The organism is Nonomuraea sp. KM88, assembly GCF_052245635.1.
Lineage (GTDB): Bacteria > Actinomycetota > Actinomycetes > Streptosporangiales > Streptosporangiaceae > Nonomuraea.
In genome coordinates, this window is the sequence record NZ_JBQQCC010000006.1 from 264,040 (window position 1) to 290,274 (window position 26,235).

Annotated in this window: 24 protein-coding genes; 12 read left to right on the plus strand and 12 right to left on the minus strand. The window is 69.6% G+C overall.

Annotated elements, in window-relative coordinates:
- Positions 1 to 265 precede the first annotated feature (265 nt).
- Positions 266 to 1,618: a peptide ligase PGM1-related protein gene (locus tag ACTWPV_RS20605; RefSeq protein ID WP_443153036.1), complete on the plus strand. Its 1,353-nt coding sequence runs from the start codon at positions 266 to 268 to the stop codon at positions 1,616 to 1,618.
- Here ACTWPV_RS20605 and ACTWPV_RS20610 read toward each other — a convergent pair.
- Positions 1,590 to 1,829 (minus strand): SCO4848 family membrane protein, encoded by a 240-nt coding sequence (locus ACTWPV_RS20610; protein WP_443153037.1) that lies wholly within the window; start codon positions 1,827 to 1,829, stop codon positions 1,590 to 1,592. The two genes, ACTWPV_RS20605 and ACTWPV_RS20610, sit on opposite strands and share 29 nt — an antisense overlap.
- Before the next feature lie 92 nt (positions 1,830 to 1,921).
- Between ACTWPV_RS20610 and ACTWPV_RS20615 the strand changes: the two genes are divergently transcribed.
- The gene (locus ACTWPV_RS20615) at positions 1,922 to 3,019 is read left to right on the plus strand and encodes a D-alanyl-D-alanine carboxypeptidase family protein (protein WP_443153038.1); all 1,098 of its coding nucleotides are present in this window, start codon (positions 1,922 to 1,924) and stop codon (positions 3,017 to 3,019) included.
- On the opposite strand, the gene ACTWPV_RS20620 is transcribed toward ACTWPV_RS20615, so the two are convergent.
- On the minus strand, positions 3,008 to 3,946 hold the full coding sequence (locus tag ACTWPV_RS20620; RefSeq protein WP_443153039.1) for a YihY/virulence factor BrkB family protein: 939 nt from the start codon (positions 3,944 to 3,946) through the stop codon (positions 3,008 to 3,010). The two genes, ACTWPV_RS20615 and ACTWPV_RS20620, sit on opposite strands and share 12 nt — an antisense overlap.
- 139 nt (positions 3,947 to 4,085) lie before the next feature.
- On the opposite strand from ACTWPV_RS20620, the gene ACTWPV_RS20625 reads away from it, so the two are divergent.
- From ACTWPV_RS20625 to ACTWPV_RS20635, 3 genes are all read left to right on the plus strand, one after another.
- Complete coding sequence (locus tag ACTWPV_RS20625) at positions 4,086 to 5,276, plus strand: helix-turn-helix domain-containing protein (protein WP_443153040.1); 1,191 nt, start codon at positions 4,086 to 4,088, stop codon at positions 5,274 to 5,276.
- A gap of 119 nt (positions 5,277 to 5,395) precedes the next feature.
- Entirely contained in the window at positions 5,396 to 5,560 is a 165-nt protein-coding gene (locus ACTWPV_RS20630; RefSeq protein WP_347616638.1) for a hypothetical protein, read from the plus strand.
- Positions 5,561 to 5,711: 151 nt separating this feature from the next.
- Positions 5,712 to 6,971, plus strand: coding sequence for an arginine deiminase (locus ACTWPV_RS20635; protein WP_443153041.1), 1,260 nt, complete (start codon positions 5,712 to 5,714; stop codon positions 6,969 to 6,971).
- A 25-nt stretch (positions 6,972 to 6,996) separates the two neighbouring features.
- Here the strand turns inward: ACTWPV_RS20635 and trpS are convergent, their stop codons facing one another.
- Positions 6,997 to 8,001, minus strand: a complete 1,005-nt coding sequence (gene trpS / locus ACTWPV_RS20640; protein WP_443153042.1) for a tryptophan--tRNA ligase — start codon at positions 7,999 to 8,001, stop codon at positions 6,997 to 6,999.
- 14 nt (positions 8,002 to 8,015) lie between these two features.
- Positions 8,016 to 9,329 carry a hemolysin family protein gene (locus ACTWPV_RS20645; RefSeq protein WP_347646634.1) on the minus strand — a complete coding sequence of 438 codons (1,314 nt, stop codon included), beginning with the start codon at positions 9,327 to 9,329 and terminating at the stop codon, positions 8,016 to 8,018.
- 86 nt (positions 9,330 to 9,415) lie between these two features.
- Here ACTWPV_RS20645 and galE point away from each other — a divergent pair, with 86 nt between their 5' ends.
- Entirely contained in the window at positions 9,416 to 10,366 is a 951-nt protein-coding gene (gene galE / locus ACTWPV_RS20650) for a UDP-glucose 4-epimerase GalE (RefSeq protein WP_443153043.1), read from the plus strand.
- Positions 10,367 to 10,400: 34 nt separating this feature from the next.
- Positions 10,401 to 10,601, plus strand: a complete 201-nt coding sequence (locus ACTWPV_RS20655; RefSeq protein WP_347646632.1) for a hypothetical protein — start codon at positions 10,401 to 10,403, stop codon at positions 10,599 to 10,601.
- Between the two features lie 77 nt (positions 10,602 to 10,678).
- Here ACTWPV_RS20655 and ACTWPV_RS20660 read toward each other — a convergent pair whose 3' ends face one another.
- Together ACTWPV_RS20660 and ACTWPV_RS20665 are read right to left on the minus strand one after the other, a co-directional pair.
- Positions 10,679 to 11,665: a malate dehydrogenase gene (locus ACTWPV_RS20660; protein WP_443153044.1), complete on the minus strand. Its 987-nt coding sequence runs from the start codon at positions 11,663 to 11,665 to the stop codon at positions 10,679 to 10,681.
- Positions 11,666 to 11,723: 58 nt separating this feature from the next.
- On the minus strand, positions 11,724 to 13,823 hold the full coding sequence (locus ACTWPV_RS20665; RefSeq protein WP_443153045.1) for a serine/threonine-protein kinase: 2,100 nt from the start codon (positions 13,821 to 13,823) through the stop codon (positions 11,724 to 11,726).
- A gap of 157 nt (positions 13,824 to 13,980) precedes the next feature.
- Here ACTWPV_RS20665 and ACTWPV_RS20670 point away from each other — a divergent pair, with 157 nt between their 5' ends.
- Positions 13,981 to 15,111, plus strand: a complete 1,131-nt coding sequence (locus ACTWPV_RS20670) for a saccharopine dehydrogenase family protein (protein ID WP_443153046.1) — start codon at positions 13,981 to 13,983, stop codon at positions 15,109 to 15,111.
- Positions 15,112 to 15,135: 24 nt separating this feature from the next.
- Here ACTWPV_RS20670 and ACTWPV_RS20675 read toward each other — a convergent pair whose 3' ends face one another.
- Together ACTWPV_RS20675 and ACTWPV_RS20680 are read right to left on the minus strand one after the other, a co-directional pair.
- Positions 15,136 to 16,164 carry a polysaccharide deacetylase family protein gene (locus ACTWPV_RS20675; protein WP_443153047.1) on the minus strand — a complete coding sequence of 343 codons (1,029 nt, stop codon included), beginning with the start codon at positions 16,162 to 16,164 and terminating at the stop codon, positions 15,136 to 15,138.
- Positions 16,165 to 16,358: 194 nt separating this feature from the next.
- Positions 16,359 to 16,808 carry a MarR family winged helix-turn-helix transcriptional regulator gene (locus ACTWPV_RS20680; protein ID WP_443153048.1) on the minus strand — a complete coding sequence of 150 codons (450 nt, stop codon included), beginning with the start codon at positions 16,806 to 16,808 and terminating at the stop codon, positions 16,359 to 16,361.
- Between the two features lie 121 nt (positions 16,809 to 16,929).
- On the opposite strand from ACTWPV_RS20680, the gene ACTWPV_RS20685 reads away from it, so the two are divergent.
- Positions 16,930 to 18,171 (plus strand): MFS transporter, encoded by a 1,242-nt coding sequence (locus ACTWPV_RS20685; protein ID WP_443153049.1) that lies wholly within the window; start codon positions 16,930 to 16,932, stop codon positions 18,169 to 18,171.
- A 247-nt stretch (positions 18,172 to 18,418) separates the two neighbouring features.
- Here the strand turns inward: ACTWPV_RS20685 and ACTWPV_RS20690 are convergent, their stop codons facing one another.
- The 3 genes from ACTWPV_RS20690 to ACTWPV_RS20700 all read right to left on the minus strand — a co-directional run bounded on the left by ACTWPV_RS20690 (position 18,419) and on the right by ACTWPV_RS20700 (position 21,243).
- Entirely contained in the window at positions 18,419 to 19,636 is a 1,218-nt protein-coding gene (locus tag ACTWPV_RS20690; RefSeq protein ID WP_443153050.1) for an NADP-dependent isocitrate dehydrogenase, read from the minus strand.
- Positions 19,637 to 19,689: 53 nt separating this feature from the next.
- Positions 19,690 to 19,938 (minus strand): DUF3017 domain-containing protein, encoded by a 249-nt coding sequence (locus tag ACTWPV_RS20695; protein WP_443153051.1) that lies wholly within the window; start codon positions 19,936 to 19,938, stop codon positions 19,690 to 19,692.
- A 183-nt stretch (positions 19,939 to 20,121) separates the two neighbouring features.
- Entirely contained in the window at positions 20,122 to 21,243 is a 1,122-nt protein-coding gene (locus tag ACTWPV_RS20700) for a citrate/2-methylcitrate synthase (RefSeq protein ID WP_347646624.1), read from the minus strand.
- A gap of 239 nt (positions 21,244 to 21,482) precedes the next feature.
- Between ACTWPV_RS20700 and ACTWPV_RS20705 the strand changes: the two genes are divergently transcribed.
- Positions 21,483 to 22,127 (plus strand): FHA domain-containing protein, encoded by a 645-nt coding sequence (locus ACTWPV_RS20705; RefSeq protein ID WP_347646623.1) that lies wholly within the window; start codon positions 21,483 to 21,485, stop codon positions 22,125 to 22,127.
- Between the two features lie 181 nt (positions 22,128 to 22,308).
- On the opposite strand, the gene ACTWPV_RS20710 is transcribed toward ACTWPV_RS20705, so the two are convergent.
- Positions 22,309 to 23,841: a glycoside hydrolase family 10 protein gene (locus tag ACTWPV_RS20710; RefSeq protein ID WP_347646622.1), complete on the minus strand. Its 1,533-nt coding sequence runs from the start codon at positions 23,839 to 23,841 to the stop codon at positions 22,309 to 22,311.
- Positions 23,842 to 23,929: 88 nt separating this feature from the next.
- Between ACTWPV_RS20710 and ACTWPV_RS20715 the strand changes: the two genes are divergently transcribed.
- Both ACTWPV_RS20715 and ACTWPV_RS20720 read left to right on the plus strand, forming a co-directional pair.
- Positions 23,930 to 25,372, plus strand: coding sequence for a glycoside hydrolase family 3 protein (locus ACTWPV_RS20715; protein ID WP_347646621.1), 1,443 nt, complete (start codon positions 23,930 to 23,932; stop codon positions 25,370 to 25,372).
- The gene (locus ACTWPV_RS20720) at positions 25,357 to 26,229 is read left to right on the plus strand and encodes a MurR/RpiR family transcriptional regulator (RefSeq protein ID WP_443153052.1); all 873 of its coding nucleotides are present in this window, start codon (positions 25,357 to 25,359) and stop codon (positions 26,227 to 26,229) included. The genes ACTWPV_RS20715 and ACTWPV_RS20720 overlap by 16 nt, the downstream gene beginning before the upstream one ends.
- The last annotated feature ends 6 nt before the right edge of the window (positions 26,230 to 26,235 follow it).

The following is a 26,235-nucleotide window of genomic DNA, read 5'->3' on the forward strand; positions in this document are numbered from 1 at the left end:
GACAGATACACCAAAAGTTAGCCGATGGCATGCCCGTAACCTGGGGTGGGTCACACAGCGTCAGGGGTTGCGTGATCCCGAAATAGTCACAAGGGATCAGTAGATGGTGACCCGTTGTCGCCAGTTCCAAACGTGGTCAGCGATTCCGAATCCTGTCACCTTCCGTCATGGTCATCACACTTCGACGATGGCTGCCTCTGGGAAGAATGCGTGCTTCACTCGCTATATGATCACTAATATCCCGTTCGGGGCGAAGTATGCTGGGTTGAGCATCTTCGAGCCGGTCGAGGGGACCCTGGTGGTCGTGCCCTCGCTCTCGCTTCCGCAGGACGAGCTCCGCCGCATCACGGGAGTCAGGTCGTACGAGGAGCGCCTGCTCTTCCTGCTGCTCACGCTGCGGGAGCCCGGGGTCAAGGTGATCTATCTCTCCTCCGCCCCCATCGATCCCGACATCATCGACTATTACTTCAGTTTCCTCCCCGACCCTGACGACGCCGCCAAGCGCCTCACGCTGATCACCCTCGACGACCCCTGGTCTCAGCCGTTGACCAGGAGCCTGCTCTCCCGTCCCGACGTGATGGAGCAACTGCGATCGGCGATCGACGGCGACGCCTGGCTGGTGCCGTTCGTCCTGAGCGAGCTGGAGGAGGAGCTCGCCTCGTCACTCAACGTGCCCCTCTACGGTCCGGCCACGTCCCTTTCCTATTACGGCTCCAAGAGCGGCGCCCGCGAGGTGGGACACGAGGCGGGCGTGCCGATGCCGCGCGGCTTCGGCGACCTGCGGACCGAGGTCGAGATCGAGGAGGCGATGGAGGCGGTGCCGGGCGAGCGGGTGATCGTCAAGCTGAACGACGGTTACTCCGGGCTCGGCAACGTGATCGTCGACAAGGCCGACCGGTCGCTGACCCGCTTCTCCGCGGCGGGAGAGACCTGGGCCAGCTACACCGCCAAGATCCAGGAGCGCGGCGCGGTGGTCGAGGAGTACATCGAGCACCGGCCGCTCTACTACCCGAGCGCGCTGGCCTGCATCACGCCGGGCGGGGACGCGCGCGTGCTGGCCACGCACGACCAGATCCTCGGCGGCGACAGCGGCCAGGTCTACCAGGGCTGCACGTTCCCGGCGGCGGACGAGTACCGCTCCGAGGTGGGCGCGTCGGCCGGCGGGATCGCCCGTACGCTGGCCGAGCGGGGCGTGGTGGGCGTGTTCGGGATGGACTTCTTCGCGCTCAAGGCCGACGCCGGGTACGCGGCGCTGCTGTGCGAGATCAACCTGCGGATCGGCGGCACCACGCATCCGTTCGGCGCCGCCATGCTCACGACCGGGGCCACGTACGATGCGGCCACCGGTCTCCTCATGGCCGGAAGTCAGCCGAAGTTCTACACCGCGACCGACAATTGCGCTTCGGTCTGCCTGCGCGGGCGCACTCCCGGCGAGATCGTCAGGACCGCCGAGCGGCTCGGGGTCGGGTTCGACCCCGAGCGGCGCACCGGGAACGTCTTCCATCTGCTCGGCGCCGTGCCCGAGCACGGCAAGCTGGGCTTCACCTCGATCGGGAACTCGCGGGAGGAGGCCGACGAGCTGCACGCGCTCACCCGGCGTCTCTACTGCGGCCCGTGACGGAACCACCGCCCGTGCCACGCAGCCCGCGCCAGCCGATGACCGCCAGGATGACGGCGAGCACGACGTTCACCACGACGAGGATGCCGTGCACCACGTAGAAGCTGGTCGGATGGCCGTCGGCCAAGTTAAACCCCAGGTTGATCCACTCGAAGATCATGAATCCGCCGAGGATGATGAGGAATCCGGCGATCTTTCGCGACATGCCCATCTCTCTAGTATCGAAGCTGGATCTCCGGGGGATGTGTCGCCACATGGGCATTCACACGGAGCTACGCTGAGACCGCCATGTGGACGAAAATCATGCCAATTGCGGCATTCATCGCCTCAGTCTCGCTCACCGGCGGGACCGCCTACGCCGCACCGACGACACCGGTCGGCGGCGAGGCGCTGGGCCGCCGTGGCCTGGTGTCGCCCGACGGCGTCAAGAAGCCTCCCAAGAGCAAGGCTACGTCGTACGTCATCGCGGACGTCACCACGGGGAACGTGCTCGCGGCGAAGGACGCCCATGGGCGTTACCTGCCGGCCAGCACACTCAAGGCGCTGACCGCGCTCACGCTCATCCCCAAGCTCGACAAGAACCGCGAGATCCGGCCGAGCCGCAACGCCTGCAACCAGGAGGGCAGCGCGGTCGGCCTGTCCGTCAAGGCGAAGTACAAGGTCGAGGACCTGTTCAAGGGCCTGATGATGTCGTCGGGCAACGACGCCGCCATGGCCCTGGCCGAGACGAACGGCGGCCTGGACAAGACCATGCGTGACATGAACGCCGAGGCCAAGCGGCTGCAGGCGAACGACACGGTGGCCAAGACGCCCAGCGGCCTGGACAAGCCGGGGCAGAGCAGCTCGGCCTACGACCTGGCGCTGATCGCCCGCGCCGGACTGGCCAATCCCGACTTCAAGCGCTACATCAGCACGAAGACCGCGAACTTCCCCGCGCCCAAGGGCAAGCACTACCAGATCAGCAACCACAACAAGCTGCTCTGGCGGTACAAGGGCATGATCGGCGTCAAGAACGGCTGGACCTCGAAGGCGAGGGCCAGCTTCGTCGGCGCGGCCACCCGTGGCGGCCACACGATCGTGGTGAGCATCATGCGGCACGAGGGCTTCTTCTGGGACGAGGTCGCCAAGCTGCTCGACTGGGGCTTCTCGGTGCGCGGCAAGGCGGCACCGGTCGGGAAGCTCGTCGACCCGCTCCCCGACCCGCGGGCCGCCGCGCCCAAGCCGGATGCCTCCACGTCCGTCACGCCCGCCGCCCAGCCGGCGCTGCTGGACAGGGCCGCCTCGAAGCAGACCGACTCCACCAAGACCGTGGGTGCGCTCGTGATCGGCGGCGGGCTGCTGTTCGGCCTGATCTGGCTCGCGTACGGGATCCGCCGCAAGCGCGGCAGGTCACGGCTCTGACGACGTCCCCGGCGCGGGCACCGGCGACGGAGACGGCGGCGGGCTGAACCCCGCCGTCGACGTCCACGCGGCGACGAAGAGCACGAGCCTGGCCGAGATGTTGATCCAGACCAGCAGGCCGACGATGACCGCGAACGCGCCGTAGACGGGGTTGCTCAGCGTGTGCCCGAGCAGCAGGGTCGCCGCCTGCTTGAGCACCCCGAACACGAGGGCGCCGAGCAGCGCGCCCTTGGCGATCGCCCGGAACGGCAGCCCGGCCTTGGCCACCCACCCGAGCAGGATCACGAACAGCAGCCAGTCGGCGCCCACGCTCGCCACCACTCCGGCGATCCTGAGCCCGAGCGTCACCAGCATGGACGAGCCGCCGAAGAGCGCGTGCAGCACCTTGTCCGTGGCCGTGGTGGCGAACCCGGCCACCAGCACGGACAGGATCATCGTCGCCCCGACGATGACGAGCGAGGCGAGGTCGCGCAGCTTGCCGGCGACGAAGCCGAGCGGCGGCGCGGTCGTCATCGACATCTCGCGCAACGCCTCGCGCAGCGCGTCGAGAGCGCCGAGCCCGGCGTAGAGGAGACCGAGCAGGCCGATGATCCCGGCGGTTTCCCTGGCCTGGGCGATGCCCTCGAGGTCGAGGTGGGGGGCGAGACCGGGCAACCGCTCGGCGATCGCCCGCTGCAGCGCGTCGCGGGTGGCTTCGCTGGTCGCCACCGCGAACCCGAGCACCGCGTACGACAGCGAGAGGAGCGGGAAGAAGGACAGGAAGGCGAAGTAGGTGACCGCGCCGGCCAGCCGGTCGCCCGACTGCAGCCGGTAACGCTGCACCGTCATGATGAGGTGGTCGATCGACGGCCGGCGGACCCGCCAGTCGTCCACCGTGCGCCGGCCCCAGGCCTTCACCGGCTCGAACCGCTCCGCCAGACTCGCCATCCCACTCCCATTCCCCTGCCGATCACCCTTTCACGAGCGTGCCGCCATCACCTCCCCTGAGCAGGGCGGAATCCAGTACAGGCGATCTTCGTGGGCCCTAGCCTGTGCAGTTAGGACCGACCCAGGAGGCGCCACGCCCATGGCCGAAATCAGCACCGGGCAGATGGTCAGGCTCCAGCGCGAACGAAGGGGCATGAGCACCACCGCGCTGGCGACCCAGGCCGGCTGCACCGCCAGGCACATCGAGCTGATCGAACACGGCAAACGCACCCCGTCACTCCCCCTCCTGCGGGAGATCGCCAAGGTGCTCGGCGTACGCACCACGGTCCTCTTAGGAGAGACGCCGCGCGACTCCCACGAGCCGAGCCGCCCGCAGATCCGCGACATCGAACGCGCGCTGTTCACCTGCCGCACGCTGACCCCCGACCTCGAGCCGCCCGACGCCGAGCAGCTCACCGAACGCGTGGCGGCGGCCCGCAACGCCTGGTTCACCTCGGCCCGCCGCTACTCGATCCTGATGGCGGCCCTGCCCTCGCTCATCTCCGACGCCGAGAACCTCGCGCTCGAACGCACCCCCGCCTCCCACGGCGTCGCGACCGACGCGTACCTGCTGGCCAGGGGCGTGCTCAAACATCTGGGCCGGGTGGACCTCGCCCACCTCGCCGCCGACCGGGCCATGCGCTTCGCCGAGGAGTCGGCCGATCCGCTGATGAGAGCGTGGGCGTACTGGAGCCTGGGGCAGTCGATGTTGTCCGACGACATGCACCAGATCGCGTACGACGTCGCCCGGCGGGGCCTCGAAGTGCTCGAACCCCACGTCGCCGGCGGAGACGAGCGCCACAGGAAGGCGCTCGGCGCGCTGCACCTGCTCGCCGCCGTCGGCGCCGCCCGCTCGGGCGACGACGACGAGGCCAGGGAACGGCTGCGCGGTCCCGCCACGCAGCTCGCGGAGCGGGTGCACGAGCACTCGGACGGCTACGACCTGGCCTTCTTCGGACCCACCAACGTCGCCATCCACATGGCCAGCGTCGAGAACGACGCCGGCCGCCCCGACGCCGTGCTGCGCATCGCCGACGACATCGACCTGCGCCGCACGCCGTCCATCGAGCGGCGGACCACCCACCTCGGCCACGTGGCCCGCGCCTGCGAGGACCTCGGCGACGACGCCGCCAGCCTGCTCCACCTGCTGCGCCTCGAGCGGGAGAGCCCCGAGGAGCTCGACCACAAGCCGCTGCTGAGAGAGATGGTCCGGGCTCTGGCACGGCGGGCGCGGCCCTCGTGGGCGCCGGAGGTCCGCTTCCTGGCCGAGCGGCACGGCATCCTGATCTGAGGAGCGAACTCTGAGTTCGGTCCATGCGAACTGGGAGATCCTTCGCCTCAGTTCGTCACCGTGCGGCGTCCTGGTGCCACTCTGCGTTCATGACCACAGCGCCAAGTGCCCATCTCGTCATGGAAAGACTGCTTCAGGAGGCGACGCGCGAGTTTCCCGGCTGGGATTTCGACCGCGGACCCTCCGGCTGGACGGCCGTCCGCGGCGAGACCCGGTTCACCCGGCCAAGCCTGGCCGCCCTGCGGGCGCTGCTGCGGGTGCACCGGGTCGTGCGGCGCGGCTGACCTCGCGCGGCCTCCCATGGGGGAGGCAGGAAATCTCCAAGGCCCCGCGCGACGCGGTTGGCCGGTGACGCGGACGGGGATGTTCGGGAGCCCGGCCCGGCGTTCGCGCGGGGTCGGGCGGGTTCGCTGATCACCGTCCGAGGAGATCACCATGAACGATCAGCGGTTCGGCGTCCACTCCGAGGTGGGCACGCTGCGCAAGGTCATCGTGCACCGGCCGGAGCTCAGCCTCAGGCGGCTCACCCCGGCCAACAGCGACCAGCTGCTGTTCGACGACATCCTCTGGGTCGAGCAGGCGCAGCGGGAGCACGACGCGTTCGTGGCCCTGATGCGCGAGCGCGGCATCGAGGTCCATTACCACCAGCAGCTGCTGGCCGAGGCCCTCGACACGGGTTTCGAGGCCAAGTGGCACGCCATCGAGGAGACCGTCACCCACCTGACGGTGGGCCCGGTCCTCGTCGACACCGTCAGGGAGACCCTGGCCGGGTGGAGCGGCGACCGGCTCGCCGCGGCCCTGATCGGCGGCCTGACCAAGGAGGAGTTCGGGACGGCCGCCCTGGAGCACTCCTCGCTGGTCGCCACGGCGGGCGAGAGCGGGGAGTTCATCCTGCCGCCGCTGCCCAACTCGCTCTACCAGCGCGACCCCTCGGCCTGGTTGTACGGCGGCGTCGCGCTGAACCCGATGTTCTTCCCCGTCCGGCTGCTGGAGACGATGAACCAGTCCACGATCTACCACCACCACCCGATGTTCGCGGGGCGCGACTTCGGCTTCTGGTATCCGTTCGCGGGTGACGACCGGCGTTTCAACGAGAAGGACTACGGCACGGCGGCGATGGAGGGCGGCGACATGATGCCCATCGGCAACAGGACGGTCGCCGTCGGCATCAGCCAGCGCACCACCACGCGCACCGTCGAGCACCTGGCGCTGTCGTTGTTCGCGGCGGAGGTCGCCGAGCGGGTCATCGCCGTCCACGTGCCGAAGAGCCGGTCGTACATGCACCTGGACACCGTCTTCACGCTGCTCGACGTCGACAAGGCCACGGCGTACCCGCCGTTCCTCGAAGCGGCGACCACCTACTCGCTGCGGCCCGGCGACAAGCCGGGCACCCTCGACGTGCGCCGCGACACCGGCTTCGTGAACGCGCTTGAGGAGTCGCTGGGCGTGCGCCGCCTGGACGTCATCCCCACCGGCGGCGACGACCACCAGCGGGCCCGCGAGCAGTGGGACTCGGGCAACAACTTCTTCGCCCTGTCGCCCGGGGTCGTGGTGGGCTACCGCAAGAACCAGTTCACCAACCGCAAGCTGCGCGAGCACGGCGTCGAGGTCATCGAGATCGACGGTTTCGAGCTGGGCAAGGGCCGCGGGGGCGCGCGCTGCATGACCTGCCCCGTCCTGCGCGACGACGTCTGAGCGCCCGTCGCACCCGCGGCGGCCGCTACGTCGTGGGCAGGAAGCCGACCCGGTCGCGGACCTGGGCCATCGTCTCCCTGGCCACCGCCGACGCGCGCTCGGCGCCGATCGCGAGCATCCGGTCGAGCTCCTTCTCGTCGGACAGCAGCTTCTCCGTGCGCTCCCTGATCGGCGAGAACGCCTCGACGACCGCCTCGGCCACGTCCTTCTTGAACGTGCCGTAGCCCTGCCCTTCGTAGCGGGCCACCAGGTCGGGGATGGACGTGCCGGTCAGCGCTGACTGGATGCGCAGCAGGTTGCTGATGCCCGGTTTGTTCTCCTCGTCGAACAGCACCTCGGAGCCGGTGTCGGTCACCGCGCGCATGACCTTCTTGCGCAGCGGGCCCGGCTGCTCCAGGACATCGAGGATGCCGGCGGGGCTGGAGGACGACTTGGACATCTTCGCCGTCGGGTCCTGCAGGTCGGTGATCTTCTCGACCTCCTTCAGGATGTACGGCTCCGGAAGCCGGAACGTCGCGCCGAACCGGTGGTTGAAGCGCCCGCCCAGGTCACGGGTGAGCTCGAGATGCTGCTTCTGGTCGGCGCCCACCGGCACGCGGTCGGCCTGGTAGAGCAGGATGTCGGCCGCCTGCAGGATCGGGTAGGTGAACAGGCCGACGCTGGCGGCGCTCTCCCCGAACTTGGCGGACTTGTCCTTGAACTGCGTCATCCTGGCCGCCTCGCCCATCCCGGTGAGGCAGTTGAGGATCCAGGCGAGCTCGCTGTGCTCGCGCACGTGCGACTGCACGAAGACGGTCGACCGCTCGGGATCGAGGCCGGCGGCGAAGAGCTGCGCGGCCGCCACGCGGCTGCGTCGGCGCAGCGCGTCGGGCTCGGTCGGCACGGTGATCGCGTGGAGATCGACCACGCAGTAGAACGCGTCGTGGGTCTCCTGCAAGGTGACCCACTGGCGGACCGCACCCAGGTAGTTGCCCAGGTGGAAGGAGTCCGCTGTGGGCTGGATGCCGGAGAGTACACGAGGTCTGGCCATAGCAGGCAATTGTGTCAGGAATCCTGGTCGGGCGGCGACTCGACGACCGGACGGCGTTTCACGCGTACCCTGGCGATACGGCGGCCGTCGAGCTCGGTGACGCTCATCTCGAAGCCCAGCACCTCCACCTTCTCCCCGACGACGGGCACGTGCCCCAGCATGGCCATGACAAACCCGGCCAGCGTCTCGTAGGGCCCGTCCGGCAGCCGGATGCCGGTCTCGGTGGCGAAGTCGTTCAGGTTCGTCAGGCCGTCGATCTCGATCTCGCCCGCGGGCAGGACCACGACGTCCTCCTCCACGTCGTACTCGTCCCTGATGTCGCCGATCAGCTCCTCGACGAGGTCCTCCAGGGTGACGATGCCCGCCGTGCCGCCGTACTCGTCCACCACGATGGCCAGGTGCTGGCCCTCCGCGCGCATCTCGTTGAGCGTGGTGAGCAGCCGCTTGGACGCGGGCACGAACTTCGCCGCCCTGATCGGCACGACCGCGCTGATCGGCTCGCTCCGCCCGGCCAGCTCGGGGTCGAGCAGGTCACGCACGTGCACGAACCCGACCACCTCGTCGTACGACTCGCGGTAGACGGGGAAGCGCGAGTGCGGGAGCGTGGCGGCCAGGCGGGCGGCGTCGTCCAGCGGCGTGTCCGCCTCCATGAACTCCACCTCCGTACGCGGCAGCATCACCTCCCTGAGCTGCCGCTTGCCCGCGGCGAACACCTCCGCGATCAGCTTGCGCTCGTCGGCGGTCAGGTCGGTGTGGCCGACCACCATCTCGCGCAGCTCCTCGGTCGTGACCTCCTCCCTGTCGGCCTTCGGGTTGCCTCCGAGCAGCCGGACCACGACGTCGGTGGACTTGGACAGCGCCCAGATGATCGGGCGCGACAGGGCGGCGAGCCGGTCGAGGAAGGGCGCCACGTACAACGACAGGCCCTCGGCCCGCTGCAGCGCCAGCCGCTTGGGGGCCAGCTCCCCCAGCACGAGCGACACGTACGAGATGGCCAGCGTCACCAGCACGAGCGCCATGACGGGGGCAACGGCCTCGGGCACCCGCCACCCTTCGAGCACGGGCACGAGCTGGGCGGCCAGCCGGTCGGCGCCGAACGCGGCCGACAACATGGTGGCCACCGTCACGCCGATCTGCACGGCGGACAGGAAACGGTTGGGGTCGCGGGCCAGCTTGGCCACACGCTCGCCTCTGCGGCCCCGCTGCGACATCTGGCGTACCTGGCTGTCCCTCAGGGACACCATCGCTATCTCGGCGGCGGCGAAGAAGCCGCCGATCAGAATGAACAGCAGAACCAGGGCGATGTTGGCCACGACGGTGTCAAACATGGTGGTTGGCAGCGTACTCGGCCGCTTTCCCGCGTATGCTGAACGGCAAGCCGTACAAAATCAAACATATTTGAACAGGAGTGAACATGAGGCTGCTGGTCACGGGTGGTGCCGGATACGTCGGCAGCGTCGTCGCGGCGCAGCTCGTCGAGGCGGGCCACGAGGTGACCGTACTCGACGACCTGTCGACAGGGCACGAGGACGCCGTGCCCGAGGGCGCCCGATTCGTGCGGGCGGACATCGCCCACGCGCACGACGCGCTCGACGGCGCCGACGCGGTGCTGCACTTCGCGGCCAAGTCGCTGGTCGGCGAGTCGGTGGCCAAGCCCGGACTCTACTGGGCCAACAACCTCGGCGGCACGCTGGCCCTGCTCGACGCCATGCGGGACAAGGGCGTGGCCAGGATCGTGTTCTCCTCGACCGCGGCCACGTACGGCGAGCCCGAACGCTCCCCCATCCAGGAGAGCGACCCGACGCGCCCCACCAACCCCTACGGCGCCTCCAAGCTGGCCGTCGACACCGCGCTGACCGCGTTCGCGCAGGTGCGCGGGCTCAGCGCGGTGAGCCTGCGCTACTTCAACGTGGCCGGCGCCCACGGCCGCTACCGCGAGCGGCACACGGTCGAGACCCACCTCATCCCCAACGTCCTGAAGGTCGCGACCGGCGAGCGCGACTCCGTGAGCGTGTTCGGCTCCGACTACCCGACGCCCGACGGCACCTGCGTGCGCGACTACATCCACGTGTTCGACCTGGCCAGGGCGCACCTGCTGGCGCTCGGGGCGATCACGCCGGGCGAGCACAAGATCTACAACCTGGGCAGCGGCACCGGCTTCAGCGTCCAGGAGGTGATCTCGGTCTGCCGCGAGGTCACCGGCCACGAGATCCCCGTCGTCGTGGGCGACCGCCGGCCCGGCGACCCGGCCGTGCTGGTCGCCTCGTCCGCGAAGATCCAGCGCGAGCTGGGCTGGAAGGCCGAGCGGGCGGCGTTGGGCGACATCGTCTCCGATGCCTGGAGAGCGCTTTCGCCAAACACCTGATATGAAGGCGAGATATGTGCTGGGATATCGAAACGTGAGGAGCTTTTCACCAAGGGTCACGAAGCTGCTCTACGGTGCCCTCGTCGTGGCGGGCAGCCTGATGGCCGCCGCCGGCGTGTTGTTCGCGACGTCGCAGCCGGCGCCGGCACTGCAGCCCACACCGGCGATCCTGCCCGTGCCGTCGATCCAGTCCGTGCCCGCCGCACCCGTTGTGCCCACCGCGGCCTGCCCCTAGCCGGGCGGGCCCACGAACGCGAACGCGCCCCCGTGACGACGAGGGCGCGCGTTTCGCGTTCGGGCGGTGCCTGCCGCTCAGATGAGGCCCAGCGACGTCACCGCGTCGCGCTCCTCCTCCAGCTCGCGCACGCTGGCGTCGATGCGCTCCCGGGAGAACGCGTCGATCTCGAGACCCTGGATGATCTCGAACGCGCCGCCGGCCGCGCGCACGGGGAACGACGAGATGAGCCCTTCGGGCACGCCGTAGGAGCCGTCGGAGACCACGGCCGCCGACGTCCACTCGCTGCCGTTAACCCAGTCGTGGACGTGGTCGATCGCGGCGTTGGCCGCCGAGGCGGCCGAGGACGCGCCGCGCGCCTCGATGATCGCGGCGCCGCGCTTGGCCACCGTCGGGATGAACGTGTCACGCAGCCAGTCGCCGTCGACCTGCTCGGCCGCGACCTTGCCGCCCACCTCGGCGTGGAACAGGTCAGGGTATTGGGTGGCGGAGTGGTTGCCCCAGATCGTCATCTTCTTGATCTCGGTGACCGGCACCTGAAGCTTGGCGGCCAGCTGCGACAGCGCGCGGTTGTGGTCGAGCCTGGTCATCGCCGTGAAGCGGTCTGCGGGCACGTCGGGCGCGTTGCGCTGGGCGATGAGCGCGTTGGTGTTGGCCGGGTTGCCCACGACCAGGACCCTGATGTCGTCGGCGGCGTGGTCGTTGATCGCCTTGCCCTGAGGGCCGAAGATGCCGCCGTTGGCGCCGAGCAGGTCGCCGCGCTCCATGCCGGCCTTACGCGGCATGGCGCCCACCAGCAGGGCGACGTTGGCGCCCGCGAAGGCGACGTCGGGGTCGTCGGTGATCTCGATGCCGGACAGCAGCGGGAACGCGCAGTCGTCGAGCTCCATCGCGGTGCCCTCGGCCGCCTTCACCGCCGCCGGGATCTCCAGCAGGCTCAGCCTGACCGGGACGTCGGCGCCGAGCAGTTGCCCCGACGCGATGCGGAACAGCAGCGCGTAGCCGATCTGGCCGGCTGCTCCGGTGACGGTCACCTTGACGGGCGCAGTGGCTGACGACGCCATGGCCTTCCCCTAACTCGCAGGACGATTCGTTGACCTTCGGGATGTTACCCGCACGTCATCAACAGGTTTCCATCGCGGGTACCTTCAGCTCCATTTCGAAATCGACCCTACCGAACCTGCTGGTCAGGAGCCGCTTGACGACACCCCTGGCGTAGAGGTCGGCGATGACGGCCTTGACCGCCTTGCAGGTCTTCACGTCGCCGTTCCTGATGCCGACCGCGTAACGCTCGTTGTTGAGCTTGGCGCCGAGGATCTTGTAGCGCATGCTCTCGCGCTGCGCGAAACCGGCCAGGACCACGTCCTCCCCCGGCACCGCGGCGACCTTGCCGCTTCTGAGCAGGTCCATGCAGGCGGCGTAGTCGCTGGCCGCCACCGGCTCGACCGTCACCTTCTCCTGCACCTCGCTGAGGGAAGAACTGCTCGGGGCGCAGACCTTCTCGCCCTTGAGATCGGCGATCGTGTCGTGGTCGCTGTCCGCGCGCACCAGCAGGTCGCGGTGCGCCAGGTAGTAGGGGCCGGCGAACTGTGTTCTGCCCTTGTCGATGGAGTACGCGGCGACGACGAGGTCGACCTGGCCCTTCTCCAGCGCGTCGGCCCTGTCGCCCCTGCTGACCTGGACGAACTTCGTCTCTTTCGCGCCGAGCTCCGCGGCGAGCTCTCTGGCGATGTCGACGTCGAAACCGTCGAAACCGTCGCCGTTGCGCAGGCCGACGCCGGGCAGGTCGCCCCGCACGCCGATCACGATCCGCCCGGTGCCGGCCACCTTGTCCACCACGCTCGGGCGGGAGGGATCGACCGTCTGCTCCGCCGTGCCGCCGAAGGGCAACGACAGCCAGCCGTTCATCGTCGCCGCCACCGCGGCGGCCGCGACGAGGGCGAGCGCGGCGGCCGCCGCGACCCCTGCCTTCGCCCACCGGCGCCGGCCGCGAGTGGCGAGCTTCTTCGCCGGGTACGGCGTCCCGCCGCCCTCAGACGGCCCCGTCTCGCCCGTGGGCGGCCCGGACTCGCCCGGAGGCGCCGTCTCCTGCCCTGCCGCGCTCTGAGGCCCCGTCGCGGCGTTCCCTGTCCCTGTGCCCGTGCCCGTGCCGGCGCCCGTTTCCGTCCCCGTCGCGGCGTGCCCCACCGCGGGCCAGGCCGTGCCGGCGTGGTGACCGGAACCGGTCTGATGGCCCGTGCCGTGGAACGGCCCCTGGCCCGTGCCGTGGGCCGGCCCGTGGGTCGGTACGGCGGAGGCCCGCCGGCTGGGGTGGTCGGTGATCGACCCCGCCGACACCCGGATGAACGGCGTCGTGTCGTCGCCCGCCAGCTGCACGCCCTTGGTGAGCACGGCCGTCGACGCCCCCGCCGTGGACGACTGCCCGAGCAGCCGCAGCAGGATCTGGTCGGCCGAGGGCCGCTCGGCCGGCGACTTGGCCAGCGCCGAGCTCACCACGCTCCGCAGCGGCTCCGGCATCATGTCGACGTCGACCTCGTGGTTGAGGATCCGGTTGAGCACCACCGCGATCGACTTGCCCTCGAAGACCGTCTCTCCCGTCGCCGCGAAGGCGATGGTCGCCCCCCACGAGAACACGTCGGTGTAGGGGCCGATGTCGTCGCCCGCGATCTGCTCGGGCGCCATGTAGGCGGGCGTGCCGATGGCCCGGCTGGTGATCGTGCCGGTGGAGTCGATGATCCGGGCGATGCCGAAGTCGACCACGCGCGGCCCGTCGGCGGCGATCAGCACGTTGTCGGGCTTGAAGTCGCGGTGGATGATCGAGGCGTGGTGGATGGCGGTGAGCGCGGTGGCGGTGCCGATGGCGAGGCGGTCGAGCGCCGTGCCGGTGAGCGGCCCGTCGGTCTCGACGAGGTCACGCAGCGCCTTGCCCTCGATGTACTCGCTGGCGATGTACGGGGTGTCACCGTCGAGGTCGGCCTCGATCACCCTGGCCGTGCAGAACGACGCCACCCGCTGCGCGGCCTTCAGCTCCCTGGCGAATCGCGACCGGGCGATGGTGTCGCCGCTGAACTTCACGTGCAGCAACTTGATGGCCGCACGCTCCCCCTCGTCGTTGACGCCGAGGTAGACGATGCCCTGACCGCCTTCTCCGACCCGTCCGGACAGCCGGAACGACCCCAGGTGGTCGGGATCGCCGGCCACCAACGGTGCGATTCGCGGCATTCGTCATCCCCACGTGTGCTTGACCCCAACGACGCAAACTTTACGACGCCCAGCCACTTCCCAGGGATTTGTTAAGCCTTCGAGACCTTGGGGGTTCGCCGGCGTGGCCATGGGCACGGTCGAATGTGCAGCAGACGATCACCAGGAGCCGCTGATCATGGACCGTCCCTACGACATCGTACTTTTCGGTGCGAGCGGGTTCACCGGCGCCCTCACCGCCGCCTATCTCGCCCGCGCCGCCGGCCCCGGCACGCGGTGGGCGCTGGCGGGGCGCGACCGGGCCAAGCTGGAGCGTCTCGGGCTCGACGTACCCATCCTGCTCGCCGACGCCACGGACGCCGGCTCGCTGGCCGAGCTGGCCCGCCGGACGCGCGTCCTGGCCACCACGGTCGGCCCCTACATCACGTACGGCGACCCGCTCGTCGCCGCGTGCGCCGACGCCGGCACCCACTACCTCGACCTCACGGGCGAGCCGGAGTTCGTGGACCGGGTCTACGTCCGCCACCACGACCGGGCCGTCAGCAGCGGAGCCAAGATCGTGCACGCCTGCGGCTTCGACTCGATCGTTTTCGATCTCGGCACCCTCTACACCGTCTCCCAGCTGCCCAAGGACGTCCCGCTGACGGTCAGCGCCTTCCTGCGGGCCAACGCGCGCTTCTCCAGCGGCACGCTGACCAGCGCGATGTCCATCGTCGGACGGGCCAGGCAGGCCGCCGAGGCCGGCGCCCGGCGCCGCGCCGCCGAGACCGGGCCCCTCGGCCGCAGGGTGAGCGCCAGGGCGGGCGGACTGCGTTACGTGGGCGGCTGGGCGCTCCCGATGCCCACCGTCGACCCGCGCATCGTCAGCCGCTCGGCCCGCCTCCTCGACCGCTACGGCCCCGACTTCGCCTACCGCCAGCACATCGCCGTCAAGACCCTCCCGGCCGCGCTGGCGGTCGCGGCGGGCGCGGGGGCGTTCGCGATGCTCTCCCAGGTCCCCGCCGTACGCGGCTGGCTCCAGAGCCGGGTGAAACCCGGCGAGGGTCCTTCGCCCGAGCAGCGCGCGAAGAGCTGGTTCAAGGTCACGTTCCTGGGCGAGGGCGGCGGCGAGCGGGTCGTCACGGAGGTCGCGGGCGGCGACCCCGGCTACGACGAGACCGCCAAGATGCTCGCCGAGTCGGCGCTCTGCCTGGCCTTCGACGACGTGCCCGACCTCGCCGGCCAGCTCACGACCGCCTCGGCCATGGGCCGGCCGCTCATCGACCGGCTGCGGGCGGCCGGCATCGCCTTCACCACGCGATCGGGGTGACGTCGCGCCGGCCGGCCCCGGCCGTCAGTACGGCAGGCTCAACGTGAGGAACGACTTCCGCAGGTACGGCGCCTTGTACTTCGGGTACGCGACCGTCCGCGGGTCCCCGTCCGAGGTGTAGCGCATGTCCGGGTTGTTCTTGAGCCAGTCGAGCCACGCGTGCGAGCAGAACTGCTTGCAGTCGCCCTTCTTCTCCATGACCTTGATCCGCGGGATGCCCGCCGGGTCGAACGACTTGCTGAACGGCGCTTGGGCGGGCGTGTAGCCGGCCAGGAACGCCCCCTGGTGCTTGAAGTGCTTGCCCCGCATGGCCCACTGCTTCTTGCGCGGCTGGTTGCCGTACGGCAGGGAGATCGTGGTCGGCTTGACCGAGGACAACGTGCCGACCTGCTTGGCGATCGAGCCGATCTGCTCCTCGACCTTCTCGTGCGAGAGCCCGCGCAGGTTGAGGTGGTCGCGGGTGTGGTTGCCGATCTCGAAATTGTGGTTCTTCAGCCAGAGCAGCATCTGCGCCTGCTCCTCGGGGGTGCTCTTGCCGAACATGTCGCGGGTCACGTAGAAGGTGGCGGCCGGGCGGAAGCCCGGGTTCTTGGCGGCCACGTCGAGCAGGATCTCGACGGCGGTGTCCTTCTGCGGCACGCCCATCTGGTTCAGGGTGAGCTGCGACGGTGAGGAGTCGTCGAAGGTCAGGACCACGGGGTGCTTGCCGGCCGGAATGTCGATCTTGCCGGACACCATCTCGGCGGCCGTGATCGGCACGTACCCCTCCTTGGCCAGCCGCTCCAGGTCCGCGCGGAACTGCTTCGGCGTCCGGTCGTCCGTCGTGGTCGGCTTGGGGATGACCCGGTGGAACATCAGCACCGGGATCTGCCCCAGCTCGTTCGCCTTCACGGCGGCCGCGGCCTTGGCCTTGGCCGCCTTACTGACCTTGACCTTGGTGGCGGCGTCGGCCTTGCTGTCCGCCAGCCTGGCGGTGTCGGGCGGCGAGTCACAACCGGACACCATCGCGACCGCGGCGATCAGTCCCAGCCCGCCCATAATTCCCAGTCGCATCCGAACCCCCCGAGACACGAACGACCGTAACGGTAGGTAGCGGTGTGTGTACCTACAGGGAGGCTCCTACCCAAGTGATCCACTATGCCACGCGCGCCCCACCGTCAAGAGATGGTCCGCAGATCGCGGGGAAACGTGCAAGCCGCGCCACCAGCCCGCGCGGCGCCTCCCCGTCCGCCCGGGGAGGCGGGAGGTCACGCGGAGGCAGCCACGTCGTGGAGCGCAGTGACCAAGGGAGCGAGTTCGGGGAGTTGCCCGGCCTGGGCGAGGGTGGCGGCGAGGGTTTCGTCGTGAATGGGGCGGGCCTGGAGGAGGAGGGTCCAGCCCTGGTCGGTGAGCTCGGTGTAGATGCCGCGCCGGTCGTCCTGGCACAGGACTCGCGTCAGCAGCCCACGATCCTCCAGGCGGGTGACGAGGCGGGTGGTGGCGCTGCTCGACAGTGCGGCGGCGCGGGCGAGTTGCCGCATGCGCATGTGCCAGCCGTCCTGGCGGGACAGCGCGTCGAGGACGGTGTACTCCACCACGGAGAGCCGGAGGCTGGACTGAAGAGCCTTCTCCAGAGCGGTGTCGATCATGCCGTGGAGCGCGGCCAGGGTGCGCCAGCCTCGAGCGCGGATCTGCACGGCGTCGTCAGAGATGCCCACGGTCCGTCCTCCTGCCAAGATTGCCCGCTTTGAAATATACCGCGCCTGCAAGTATGTTGCTGCTCGCGCAGTTAGTTGCATACGCGCTCTTTTAGCCTGCACAACCAAGGATGGATGAGTCATGCCTCTAGGCCTGCTCGCTCTCGCTATCGGAGGTTTCGGGATCGGACTCACCGAGTTCGTGATCACGGGACTGCTGCCCGAGGTCGCGACGGACCTTGGGGTCACGGAGCCGGTCGCCGGATGGCTCATCTCCGGCTACGCGCTCAGCGTCGCGGTGGGCGGCATCGGGCTCACCGCAGCCATGACCAGGATCAACCGCAAGCACGTGCTCCTCGGCCTGATGGTGATCTTCATCGCGGGCAACATGATCTCCGCGCTCGCCCCCGGCTACGGCGCCATGCTCGCGGGAAGGATCGTCGCCGCCCTGCCGCACGGCGCGTTCTTCGGGGTGGGCTCGGTCGTGGCCGCCGGACTGGTGGCGCCCGACCGGCGCGCGGGCGCCATCGCGACGATGTTCACCGGACTGACCACGGCCAACGTGCTCGGAGTGCCGCTCGGCACCTTCGTCGGCCAGCAGTTCGGCTGGCGGGCCACGTTCTGGGTGATCACCCTCATCCGGGTGGTCGCGCTGGGCGGGGTGGCACTGCTGGTGCCCGGACGTACGGCGGGCCGGTCCGTCGCGACGCGCTCGGACGGACTACGGGCCGAGATCGCCGCGTTCGCGCACCCGCAGGTGTGGTTCTCACTGCTTCTGACGGTTCTCGGCTTCGGTGGCATGTTCGGCGCCTTCGCCTACATCGCCTTCACCCTCACCGAGGTGAGCGGCTTCGCCGCCACAACCGTGCCGTGGCTCCTCATCCTGTTCGGCTGCGGCCTGTTCGTGGGGAACCTGGCCGGCGGCAAGGCCGCCGACCGATGGACCGCCGACGGCACTCTCGCGGTGGTGTTCACCGCACTCGCGGTCGTGCTCGCCGTGTTCGCGCTCACCGCGCGAAGCCAGGCGATGACCCTCGTCTCACTGCTGCTGATGGGGGCGTTCGGCTTCGCTACCGTGCCGGGCCTGCAGATGCGGATCATGCACTACGCGGGGCGCGCCGAAACGCTGGCCTCGGGCAGCAACATCGCCGCCTTCAACGTGGGCAACGCGCTCGGCGCCTGGCTGGGCGGGCTGACGATCGGCGCGGGCCTCGGCTTCACCTCGCCGGTCTGGGCGGGCACGGGCCTGACGATCGGCGCGGTCGCCGTGCTGGCGGTCGCGGCGCGGCTCGCCGTACGGCCCGCTCAGCGGACCCCACGCGCGATGTCGCCGGCACCCTGCCCGACCGCAGCGGCCTCGCCGACCGAGCGCCCGGCACGTTGAGTTGATCACCTGCTCCCCGCCGGTCACCGCGGGCGGTCGGCCACCCCGGCGCGCGCGATTGCCGCGGCCGCGGCTTCGTCCAGCGGCTCTCGGGTGTTGAGGAGGCGTCGAAGCTCTTCTCGACCAGCACGTCATCGGCTGCTCGGGACGCCGCCGTGTCCGCACCCGATCCGGAGCCGTGACGGCTCACAAACATGCGAAACGGCCTCTATCACGCAGCGAAACCGCGGATAGAGGCCGTATTCGACTAGGCGGACATCTTCTTCTTGAGGTTCTCGTCCAGCGCCGCCAGGAAGTCCTGGGTGGTCAGCCACTGGGCGTCGCCGCCGACCAGGAGCGCGAGGTCCTTGGTCATCTGGCCGCCCTCGACGGTCTCGACGCAGACCTGCTCCAGCTTGTCGGCGAAGTCGATCACGGCGGGGGTGCCGTCGAGCTTGCCCCGGTGGGCCAGGCCGCGCGTCCACGCGAAGATCGAGGCGATCGGGTTGGTGGAGGTCGGCTTGCCCTGCTGGTGCTGGCGGTAGTGGCGGGTCACCGTGCCGTGCGCGGCCTCCGCCTCGACGGTGCGGCCGTCAGGGGTCATCAGCACCGAGGTCATCAGGCCGAGCGAGCCGAAGCCCTGCGCCACGGTGTCGGACTGCACGTCGCCGTCGTAGTTCTTCGCCGCCCAGACGTAGCCGCCCTCCCACTTCAGCGCCGCCGCGACCATGTCGTCGATGAGGCGGTGCTCGTAGGTGAGGCCGGCCTTCTCGAAGTCGGCCTTGAACTCCGACTCGTAGACCTCGGCGAAGATGTCCTTGAAGCGGCCGTCGTACGCCTTGAGGATCGTGTTCTTCGTCGAGAGGTAGACCGGGTAGTTGCGGGACAGGCCGTAACGCATCGACGCGCGGGCGAAGTCGCGGATCGACTCGTCCAGGTTGTACATCGCCATCGCGATGCCGCTGCCGGGGAAGTCGTACACGTCGAGCTCGATCGGCTCGGAGCCGTCCTTCGGCGTGAACGTCAGGGTGAGCGTGCCCTCGCCGGGGACCTTCAGATCGGTGGCGCGATACTGGTCACCGAAGGCGTGACGGCCGACGACGATCGGCTTGGTCCAGCCCGGGACGAGCCGCGGCACGTTGGACATGATGATCGGCTCGCGGAAGATGACGCCGCCGAGGATGTTGCGGATGGTCCCGTTGGGGGACTTCCACATCTTCTTGAGGCCGAACTCCTCGACCCGCGCCTCGTCCGGGGTGATGGTGGCGCACTTCACGCCGACGCCGTGCTGCTTGATGGCGTTGGCGGCGTCGATGGTGACCTGGTCGTCCGTCGCGTCCCGATGCTCGATGCCGAGGTCGTAGTACTTCAGATCGACATCGAGGTAGGGAAGGATCAACTGGTCCTTGATGAACTGCCAGATGATCCGGGTCATCTCGTCGCCGTCAAGCTCGACGACGGGACCCTCCACCTTGATCTTGGGCATGCGAATGGTTCCCCTTCAATGATGTGATGCGTTGAGGCTATCGGACCGTCAAGTCACCGGGCTAAAAGGGACAGGATCAGCGCCTTCAGCTCGTTGTTGTAAAGCAGCAGTGAGGTCAGCACCAGCACGAAGCCGAAGACCGACAGCGTGACGACATCGGTCCGCCTGCTCCGCACGGACAGTTGCCCGCCGTATCCGGCGAAGCGGAGGGCGGCGGCGACCATGATGACGGCGCCCATGGTGAACCCGCCCCAGCGCAGGTTCACGAAGTAGGTCACGAGCACGCCGACGACCGCACCCACCAGGATCAGCGGGTACGGTCCCCAGCTCTCGCGTTCAGTCCCCTGGCTCAACGCATCCGCTCACAGTCACATCAGTCATCGCACCTGTTGATGGTCCCATTCTCCCCGGCCCGGCTCATCGCTCGTGCTGACGGTCGCATTCGCCCGGCTCATCGCTCGTGCTGACGGTCGCATTCACCCGGCTCATCGCTCGTCGACCGGCTTCCACTTCTGGTCCGTCTCCCCGATGTACTCGCTGTCCGGGCGGATGAGCCGGTTGTCGGCGTGCTGCTCGATGACGTGGGCGGTCCAGCCGGACATGCGGCTGATGGAGAAGACCGGCGTGAACAGGTCGGTCGGGATGCCCAGGTAGTGGTAGACGGACGCGGCGTAGAAGTCGACGTTCGGATAGAGGCCCTTCGTCTCGAAGACGACCTCCTCCATCTCCTTGGACATCCGGTAGTAGGTGTCGTCCCCGGACGCCCCGGCCAGTTCGGCGGACATCCTGCGCAGGTGGGTGGCGCGCGGGTCCTCGGTCTTGTAGACGCGGTGGCCGAAGCCCATGATCTTCTCGCCGGCCGCGAGCTTGTCGCGTACGGCCTGGGCCACGCTGCCGGGCGTCAGCGACTCCAGGGTCTTCATGACCTGCTCGTTCGCCCCGCCGTGCAGCGGGCCCTTGAGGGTGCCGATGGCGGCGACGATGGCGGAGTGCATGTCCGACAGCGTCGCGGCGCACACGCGGGCGGCGAACGTGGAGGCGTTCATGGTGTGGTCGGCGTGCAGCACCAGGCACTCGTCGAAGATCTCGACCTCACGGGGGTCGGGAGTGCGACCGGTCACCTGGAGCAGGAAGTTCGCGGCGATGCTCAGCGAGGAGTCGGGGTCGGGAACGCTCCCGCCGCCGCGGGCGGCGTGGAAGCGGGCGACCAGGAGGGGTTGCTGCGCGGTCAGCCGGGCGGCCTTGCGCAGGTTGGCGTCCGGGGTGATGGAGTCCTTGTCCGGGTCGTCGGCGCCCGACAGCGAGACCAGCGAGCGCAGCGCCTCCATGGGTTTCTGTTTCTCGGCGATTTCGGCGATGTTCGCCGAGACCAGGGCACCGAGCTCCCTGCCGCGCGCCAGCTCGGCGCCGTACGCGTCGAGCTCGGCCCTGTCGGGCAGCTTGCCGCGCTGCAGCAAGTGTGCGGTCTCCTCGAACGTCGCACGGCCGGCCAGGTCGTGGATGTCGTATCCACGGTAGAAGAGCCGGCCGGCCTTTCCGTCGATGTCGCTCAGCGCTGTGGACGCGGCGACGACATCGGCCAGACCTTTCGTGGGCTTGTCCGCCATGGGTGTTTCCTCCGCTTATCTTCCCTCGGAGTCTACCCGTGAGCAGGCAAAACCGGCTTCAAAGGTCCAGACCAATTTCACGTCGGATTCTCCTTTCAGCAAAGGAGATTCCGCATCCCCTCGTTTGGGTAAGCCGGAGCTGTAGTAATAGTTACGGCGGGCTACCTGGGGAGGAACTGCCGTGCCCAGGAGTAGGCGTGCCGTTCATACGCTGCGTCAACCCAGGGGAGGAACCGCCAGTGGAGGGGCCGTTCATACGCATCGAGGACACCGGCGAGGTGGTCCCCTTGCGCCCCGAGATCACGACGGTGGGGAGGGGCCGGGGTGTGGACATCCGGCTCACCGACCCCAGCGTGTCTCGACTCCATGCCGAGTTCGTCAGACGAGGACCCTACCTGTATGTCGTCGACCTGGGGCTGTCCAGGAACGGCACGCGGGTGAACGGCAGGCCGATCGCCCGGAGGGTCCTTGACGACGGCGACGTCGTCTCCTTCGGCGCGGCCCGGGGTCGCATCGGTGGAGTCCCCCGTGAGGACTTCACCCCTGAGGTCGAGCTGCGCAGGGCGGCCGCGCCCGAGCTGACCAGGCGCGAGGTCGACGTGCTGACCTCGCTCTGCAGGCCGGCGCTGTCGGACGAGGCGTTCGTCGCCCCGGCGACCGCACGCGAGATCGCCGACGACCTGGTCGTGACCGAGGCCGCGGTCAAGCAGCATTTGCTGCGGCTCTACCAGAAGTTCAGGATTCCCGAGGGCACCAACCGGCGCACACGGCTGGCCAACGAGGTCGTCGCGCTCGGACTGGTACGCCCGACCCCCGTGGTGCCGCCACAGAGGTCGTCGGGAGCCACCGAGCAGCCGTCGCCCGCTGGGCGGAGGGCTTCTTAGGTGCCTGAAAGGCCACCTGCGTAGACCGGATCGCGACCGGGGCCACGGCGAGGGGTTCCGGCGGCATCGGAACCTTCACGAGCGGTGGCGGGGGCATGCACTCGGGCGGGGCGTGCCGGGTGATCGCCGGCCGGATGACCGGCCGGCGACACGTACGGGCGCAGCACGCCCGCGAACCGGCTCAGATCACCCGGAAGCCGTTGCTGGGCTTACTCGTCCTGTTGGCGCGGTCGACCGCCACCACGTAGTAGTGGTCGCCGCGTCCGCCGTCGGGGTCGGTCCAGCGCACCTGCCGGTCGCCGGGCACGACGGCCACCAGGTGGCGCGCGTCAGCGAAGTCGCCGGACCGCGCGTTCCTGTCGAAGCGGAAGACGGCGAACAGGAACGGCTCGTCCCGGCCGGTCGCCACCGCCCGCACCTCGACCCCGCCGTGGCGGCGCAGCGCGTACGCCAGCACCGGCCGGCGCGGCGGCTCCCCCTTGGCGAGCCTGGGCAGCACGGGCGCCAACGCGGGCCGCCGGTAGTGGTCGTCGACCGCGGTCGAGATGGAGGCGATCCTGTCGACCTTGACGTCGTTGGCGTTGTACCAGATGTCGCCGCCGATCTCGGGGTGGTCCCTGTTGAGGGTCAGGTGCCTGGACAACTCGTCCGGCGCCTGCCACTCCGCCGCCTGGGCGGGGTCGCCGGCCTTGTAGGCGGCCTGGCCGATCCACAGCTGCGTCTTCGTGCCCGCGGCGACGTCGGACCACCAGGGGACGAGCTTGGAGTAGTCGGCCGGCGGCTGCCCGATGTACCAGTAGAGCTGCGGGGCGATGTAGTCGAGCCAGCCCTTCTTGACCCAGCCGCGGGTGTCGGCGTGCAGGTTGTCGTACGACTGGCCGCCGTTGGTGTCGGAGCCGAGCGGGTCGCTGGCCTTGTTGCGCCAGATGCCGGACGGGCTGATGCCCCACGCGATCTCCGGCTTGGACTCCAGCACCCGCTGCTGCATCTCCTGGACCATGAGGTCGACGTTGTTGCGCCGCCAGGAGGCCAGGTCGGGGAAGCCGGCGCCGTGCTCGGCGAACGCGGCGCTGTCGTCGAAGCCCGTGGTGTTGGTCGGGTAGAAGTAGTCGTCGAAGTGGAGGCCGTCGATGTCGTAGCGGGTGACCGCGTCCATCATGGCGTCCTGACAGAACTTCCGCACTTCCGGCATGCCGGGGTTGTAGTAGAGCTTGCCGCCGAACGGCAGGATCCAGTCGGGGTGCTTGCGCCCGGGGTGGTCGGGGTGCAGCTTGGCCGGGTCGTCCTGCATCGAGACGCGGTAGGGGTTGAACCACGCGTGGAAGGCCAGGCCGCGCTTGTGGGTCTCCTCCACGGCGAACCCGAGCGGGTCGTAGCCGGGGTCCTGCCCCTGCGTCCCGGTCAGATACTGTGACCAGGGTTCGAACGGCGACGGCCAGAACGCGTCGGCGGTCGGCCTGATCTGCACGAACACCGAGTTGAGCTTGCGCTGCACGGCCACGTCCAGCCAGGCGAGATATTCGGCCTTCTGCTCGTCCGCGGTCAGTCCCGGCTTCGAGGGCCAGTTGATGTTGACCACGGAGGCGATCCACATGCCGCGCATCTGGCGCAGCGGCGGGATGTGGCCGTTCGTCGACGCGTAGGCGGGCAGCGGAACGGCGGAGGCGGCGGCGGCGAGGGCTAAGCCCTTCAGGAGAGTCCTTCTGCTGGGCATTGGGGGGTGGCCTCTCGGAAGTGGTTGTGTCGAGGGCGACAATGACAGAAAATTACCTTCAGATCAACAATCGTGAAGGAAAATGCCGATGAGCGGTGACCTGTACAGACTGGCGATGACGGTGCTGCATCCGGGGTACGAGGGGACCTCCACCCCCGACTGGCTGCGCCGGGCGCTGGGCGAAGGTCTTGGCGGCGTGGTGCTGTTCGCCCGCAACGCCATCGACGCGCAGCTCGTACGGCACTTCCGCGCCGAGAACCCGGACACAATCGTGGCGATCGACGAGGAGGGCGGCGCGGTCACCCGGCTCGAGGTCACGAACGGCAGCTCCTTCCCCGGCAACCGGGCGCTGGGCGTGGTCGACGACGTGACGCTCACCGAGCGGGTGGGCCGGCAGATCGGCAGGATGCTCGCCGACCTCGACATCACGCTCGACTACGCGCCCTCCGCCGACGTGAACTCCAACCCGGCCAACCCCGTGATCGGCGTGCGCTCGTTCGGTGCGACGCCCGACCTGGTCACCCGCCACACCGTCGCCTACGTCAACGGCGTGCAGGGCGCCGGCGTGGCCGCCTGCGCCAAGCACTTCCCCGGGCACGGCGACACGGTCACCGACTCCCACCTGGCGCTGCCCACCGTGCACGCCTCGCGCGAGGTCTTCCACGAACGCGACCTCCCGCCCTTCCGCGCCGCGATCGACGCCGGGGTGCGCTCCATCATGTCGGGCCACCTGCTCATCCCCGCCCTCGATCCGTCGATGCCGGCGACGCTCAGCCGTACCATCCTGACCGAGCTCCTGAGGGGCGAGCTCGGTTTCGACGGGATGCTCGTCACCGACGCGATCGAGATGCAGGCGGTGGCCGACATGTTCGGCCCCGGCGAGATCGCGGTGCGCGCGCTCGACGCGGGCGTGGACGCGATCTGCGTGGGGCTGTCCACGGAGGACAGCCTGCACGAGATCCGCGACGCGATCGTGGCCGCCGTGCGCGAGGGGACGCTGCAGGAGGAGCGCCTGGCGGAGGCCGCCGCCCGGGTCCGCGCACTCGCCGGCTGGTACGCCGCCCGCACGGAGCTGCGCGACAAGGTCCGCGGCGACGTCGACGAAGGCGTCGGCCTGGAGGCCGCCAGGGCGGCGCTCACCACCTCCGGCACCCCCGCGCTCGACCGCGGACCCCTGGTCGTCGAGGTCAACACCCGCTTCAGCAAGGCGGTCGACCCGGCCACGCCGACCGGCGTCACGGCCGCGCTGGCCTCCCTGCTGCCGAACACGGCCAGGGTGCAGATGGAGCCGCAGGGCGAGCTGCCGCCCTTCGACGAACGGCCGGTCGTGCTGGTGGTGCACGACGCCGCCCGGCACGCCTGGGTGCGGGAGACCGTGGCGAAGGCCCTCGCGCTCAGGCCCGACGCGATCGTGGTCGACACCGGCATCCCCGCCCCGCCCGACGGCGCCACCCACGGGTTCACCCATGTGGCCACCCACGGCATCTCCCGCGTGTCCGCCCTCGCGGCGGCGGAATGGCTGCTTCGGTGACCGCCGAGCCCGCGAACCCGGTCGCGGCCGTACGCGCCGTGCTGCCGTCGCTCACCCCCGCCGCGCAGTCCATCGCCCGCATCATCCTCGACGATCCCGGGCTGGTCGTACGGAGCACGATCACCGAGTTCAGCTCGGTCTCCGGCACCAGCGAGGCGACGATCGTCCGCACGGCGCGGGCGCTCGGGTTCGCCGGGTACTCGCAGATGCGCTTCGCGCTGGCCGCGGCCGTCGCCAAGGAGCCCGAGCGGCTGGTGCCGGGCGACCTCGCGCCCGACGACCCGCTGACCGACGTGATCGCCAAGGTCGCGCGCGCCGAGTCGGAGGCGCTGGCCGACACGGCGGCGCAGCTCGACCCCGACCAGCTGGGCGAGATCGTGCAGGCCATCTCGACGGCCCGGCGCGTCGACGTGTACGGCGTGGCGGCCTCCGGCCTGGTAGCCGCCGACATGTCGCAGAAGCTGCTGCGGATCGGGCTGTCCAGCCATCCGTTCAGCGACGCGCACCTGGCCCTGACCAGCGCGGCGCTGCTCAGGAAAGGCGACGTGGCGGTGGCGATCAGCTGCAGCGGCGAGACGCCCGACGTGCTCGTCCCCGCCAGGACGGCCGCGGACACGGGCGCGATGATCGTCGCGATCACCAACAACCCCCGTTCGTCGCTGGCCGAGATGGCGCACCACACGCTGGTGTCGGCGGGCCGCGAGACGGCCTTCCGGCCCGGCGCGCTGGCCAGCCGGATCAGCCAACTGCTGATCGTCGACTGCATCTTCGTGGGACTGGCGCAGCGCACCTACGACAGGGCCGACGCGGCCATCCGCGCCACCAGGGAGGCCACCGACCGCTACCGCGCCCGCTGACCGGAC

What these genes read in the sequence shown, in the direction of transcription:
- ACTWPV_RS20610 (WP_443153037.1), bottom strand. Translation starts at nt 1,829, where the DNA reads ATGGGCATGTCGCGAAAGATCGCCGGATTCCTCATCATCCTCGGCGGA.
- ACTWPV_RS20615 (WP_443153038.1), top strand. Translation starts at nt 1,922, where the DNA reads ATGCCAATTGCGGCATTCATCGCCTCAGTCTCGCTCACCGGCGGGACC.
- ACTWPV_RS20620 (WP_443153039.1), bottom strand. Translation starts at nt 3,946, where the DNA reads ATGGCGAGTCTGGCGGAGCGGTTCGAGCCGGTGAAGGCCTGGGGCCGG.
- ACTWPV_RS20625 (WP_443153040.1), top strand. Translation starts at nt 4,086, where the DNA reads ATGGCCGAAATCAGCACCGGGCAGATGGTCAGGCTCCAGCGCGAACGA.
- ACTWPV_RS20630 (WP_347616638.1), top strand. Translation starts at nt 5,396, where the DNA reads ATGGAAAGACTGCTTCAGGAGGCGACGCGCGAGTTTCCCGGCTGGGAT.
- ACTWPV_RS20635 (WP_443153041.1), top strand. Translation starts at nt 5,712, where the DNA reads ATGAACGATCAGCGGTTCGGCGTCCACTCCGAGGTGGGCACGCTGCGC.
- trpS (WP_443153042.1), bottom strand. Translation starts at nt 8,001, where the DNA reads ATGGCCAGACCTCGTGTACTCTCCGGCATCCAGCCCACAGCGGACTCC.
- ACTWPV_RS20645 (WP_347646634.1), bottom strand. Translation starts at nt 9,329, where the DNA reads ATGTTTGACACCGTCGTGGCCAACATCGCCCTGGTTCTGCTGTTCATT.
- galE (WP_443153043.1), top strand. Translation starts at nt 9,416, where the DNA reads ATGAGGCTGCTGGTCACGGGTGGTGCCGGATACGTCGGCAGCGTCGTC.
- ACTWPV_RS20660 (WP_443153044.1), bottom strand. Translation starts at nt 11,665, where the DNA reads ATGGCGTCGTCAGCCACTGCGCCCGTCAAGGTGACCGTCACCGGAGCA.
- ACTWPV_RS20665 (WP_443153045.1), bottom strand. Translation starts at nt 13,823, where the DNA reads ATGCCGCGAATCGCACCGTTGGTGGCCGGCGATCCCGACCACCTGGGG.
- ACTWPV_RS20670 (WP_443153046.1), top strand. Translation starts at nt 13,981, where the DNA reads ATGGACCGTCCCTACGACATCGTACTTTTCGGTGCGAGCGGGTTCACC.
- ACTWPV_RS20675 (WP_443153047.1), bottom strand. Translation starts at nt 16,164, where the DNA reads ATGCGACTGGGAATTATGGGCGGGCTGGGACTGATCGCCGCGGTCGCG.
- ACTWPV_RS20685 (WP_443153049.1), top strand. Translation starts at nt 16,930, where the DNA reads ATGCCTCTAGGCCTGCTCGCTCTCGCTATCGGAGGTTTCGGGATCGGA.
- ACTWPV_RS20690 (WP_443153050.1), bottom strand. Translation starts at nt 19,636, where the DNA reads ATGCCCAAGATCAAGGTGGAGGGTCCCGTCGTCGAGCTTGACGGCGAC.
- ACTWPV_RS20700 (WP_347646624.1), bottom strand. Translation starts at nt 21,243, where the DNA reads ATGGCGGACAAGCCCACGAAAGGTCTGGCCGATGTCGTCGCCGCGTCC.
- ACTWPV_RS20710 (WP_347646622.1), bottom strand. Translation starts at nt 23,841, where the DNA reads ATGCCCAGCAGAAGGACTCTCCTGAAGGGCTTAGCCCTCGCCGCCGCC.
- ACTWPV_RS20715 (WP_347646621.1), top strand. Translation starts at nt 23,930, where the DNA reads ATGAGCGGTGACCTGTACAGACTGGCGATGACGGTGCTGCATCCGGGG.
- ACTWPV_RS20720 (WP_443153052.1), top strand. Translation starts at nt 25,357, where the DNA reads ATGGCTGCTTCGGTGACCGCCGAGCCCGCGAACCCGGTCGCGGCCGTA.